Source organism: Xenorhabdus sp. Sc-CR9 (assembly GCF_963897815.1).
GTDB lineage: Bacteria > Pseudomonadota > Gammaproteobacteria > Enterobacterales > Enterobacteriaceae > Xenorhabdus.
On record NZ_CAWQTY010000043.1, the window covers coordinates 1 to 2,351 of the forward strand.

Sequence of the window (2,351 nt, forward strand, 5' to 3'; positions counted from 1 at the left end):
CCAAGGCACCAAACCAGCATGCTCCACTAGCAAGCTGCAGCGATCATCAGTGGAGATTGGGATCAGGTGGCATGTTCCCCTAGTTCGTTATGCTAGGGGTCAGACACCCACGCAGTATAACACCTCTCTATTCGTCGGCAGGGTCAGATGTATATAAGAATAAGTATTAATATTAAACATGAAAATGGATTTCAATATAAACAATACAATTGGTTAAATATAGACCAAATGAAGATTATTTTTCACATTGAAATTAAAAAAACAGCCCAGAAAAACACAAAACTATAAGAATATTGTTTTAAATTTACATTTATATATAATGCAACGCCATTCTTACCCTGCATGTAATTTAATTATGCCTCTTTATTCTTTAAGCAGAATTTCTGCTTATTTTTCAGGTTTATTGATCTTTGCTCTGTTAATTATTTCAGGAACATCAGCGGCGGCATCGTTTATCAGCCCGGTTGATCAAGATGCCATTACCCAGCAACAAAAAGGCTTGTTACAACAAGCTGAACAACAACGTGATGAGATCCGCAATAGCATTACGTTATCACCGCTCACAACACCGGCATCTGATGATGAGGGATCGTTTTGCCATTCTGTTCATCATATTCAGTTTGAAGGTACAGAAAATCTCTCCATATCAGTGCAACAGGCATTATCCGAACCTTACATATCCCGTTGCCTGACTGCCGGTAAAATTAATGAATTGGTCCGTAAGGTATCCAATGCTTACATAGAAAGAGGTTATGTCACTTCTCTCGCGGGATTAAAAGTACAGGATTTATCAACCGGTATCCTGACCATTACGGTTACAGAAGGAAAAGTGGGTTCTATCTTGCTTGACGGTGAGGCTCCCCTTGCTCTGAAAATGGCTTTTCCGAATATGGCCGGAAAAACCCTTAATCTACGGGATATTGAACAGGGCATGGAGCAGTTAAACCGCCTGCCTTCCCAGCAAATAACCATTGATATTCAGCCGGCGAAACAACCCGGTTATTCTGACATTATTTTAAAGCGGGTTGTTGCTCAGTTACCCATTCATGCCAGTCTGGGCATGGATAACAGCGGGCAAAAAAATACCGGAAGAGAACAAATTAATGCCACTTTAGGACTGGATAACCCGCTGCACCTTGCTGACCTGTGGTCAATCTCCGCCAGTCATAACAGTGATTTCCGCAATAACCACCAGAGCTGGAGTGTGACGTCAGGGGTCACCATCCCTTATGGCTATTGGTCATTCGATTACCAGTATGCCAGAAACAGCTCTTTTCAAATAATACCAGTGGGCACCGGCAGTTACCGCCATGAAGGCAACGGGCAAACCCATCAGTTAAAAGTCAACCGGACGTTATACCGTGATGGTAAACAAAAACTGGCCCTGAATATGGGGATAACCCGCCGCCAGACTTCCAACATCGCAGCAGGGGTAAAGTTCGCTATCAGCAGCCCGACGTTAAGCGCTGTCAGTCTGGGCACCAGCTACAGCACCGGACTGGCAGGGGGCTATCTTACATTCAATCCCACATTCAGCCACGGCCTGACTTTCTGGGGAGCGACTAAAGATAACACCAGCGACCGTAATGCACCCAGAAGTCAGTTTCGTAAGTTCAGCCTGAGCAGCAGTTATTTTATGCCGGTTACGGAGGATATTTATTACCTGACTTCCCTGTACGGACAATTTACACCGGATAACCTGTATGCCGGTGAACGCCTTTCATTGGGCGGGCAATACTCTGTCCGGGGGTTCAAGGAGCAGAATCTGATGGGAAATAACGGCGGGTATTGGCGTCATGAACTCAACTGGAAATTAATCAAACTCCCTTTATTAGGTGAACTGTCTTTAAACAGTGCACTGGATACCGGCTGGCTGGAAAATAACAAAAAAAGGAGAATCGAAGGAGGTAATGTCACAGGCACATCACTGGGTATTTCACTCAATAACAACCGGATGAATCAGATGGTCACCATCGGAAAACCCCTGGTTTATCCCGCTCATCTCAAACCAGACCACTGGGTCGTTTATTGGTCTGCCTCACTCAATTTTTAATAAAACCATACCAACACATTCGGACTTAATGTAATCAAAGGACACAACATGGATAAATTTAACAACCCGGTAGCAAGGGGAGCCTGTTATTTTTTAATTTACCTGACAGGCATCTATCCGCTGAACTCAGCAATCGCAGGCGGTATTACGCCTGATAATGCACAGACACAGGTAAATAAATTTTCAAAATAGTAGATCACTTGAAGGGAACTCAGTCCGATTTTTGCGATCTGATCAATTGCAAAAAATCCCAAACCACAATCCGGACTGAGTGATGCCAATAATAACATCTATCCCC

2 protein-coding genes are annotated in these 2,351 nt (G+C 43.9%); both read left to right on the forward strand.

Annotation, left to right across the window (positions count from 1 at the left end):
- Positions 1-355 precede the first annotated feature (355 nt).
- Positions 356-2,053 (forward strand): ShlB/FhaC/HecB family hemolysin secretion/activation protein, encoded by a 1,698-nt coding sequence (locus AACQ81_RS02165; protein WP_237388438.1) that lies wholly within the window; start codon positions 356-358, stop codon positions 2,051-2,053.
- Between the two features lie 48 nt (positions 2,054-2,101).
- The gene (locus tag AACQ81_RS02170) at positions 2,102-2,245 is read left to right on the forward strand and encodes a hypothetical protein (protein WP_237388439.1); all 144 of its coding nucleotides are present in this window, start codon (positions 2,102-2,104) and stop codon (positions 2,243-2,245) included.
- Positions 2,246-2,351: the final 106 nt, after the last annotated feature.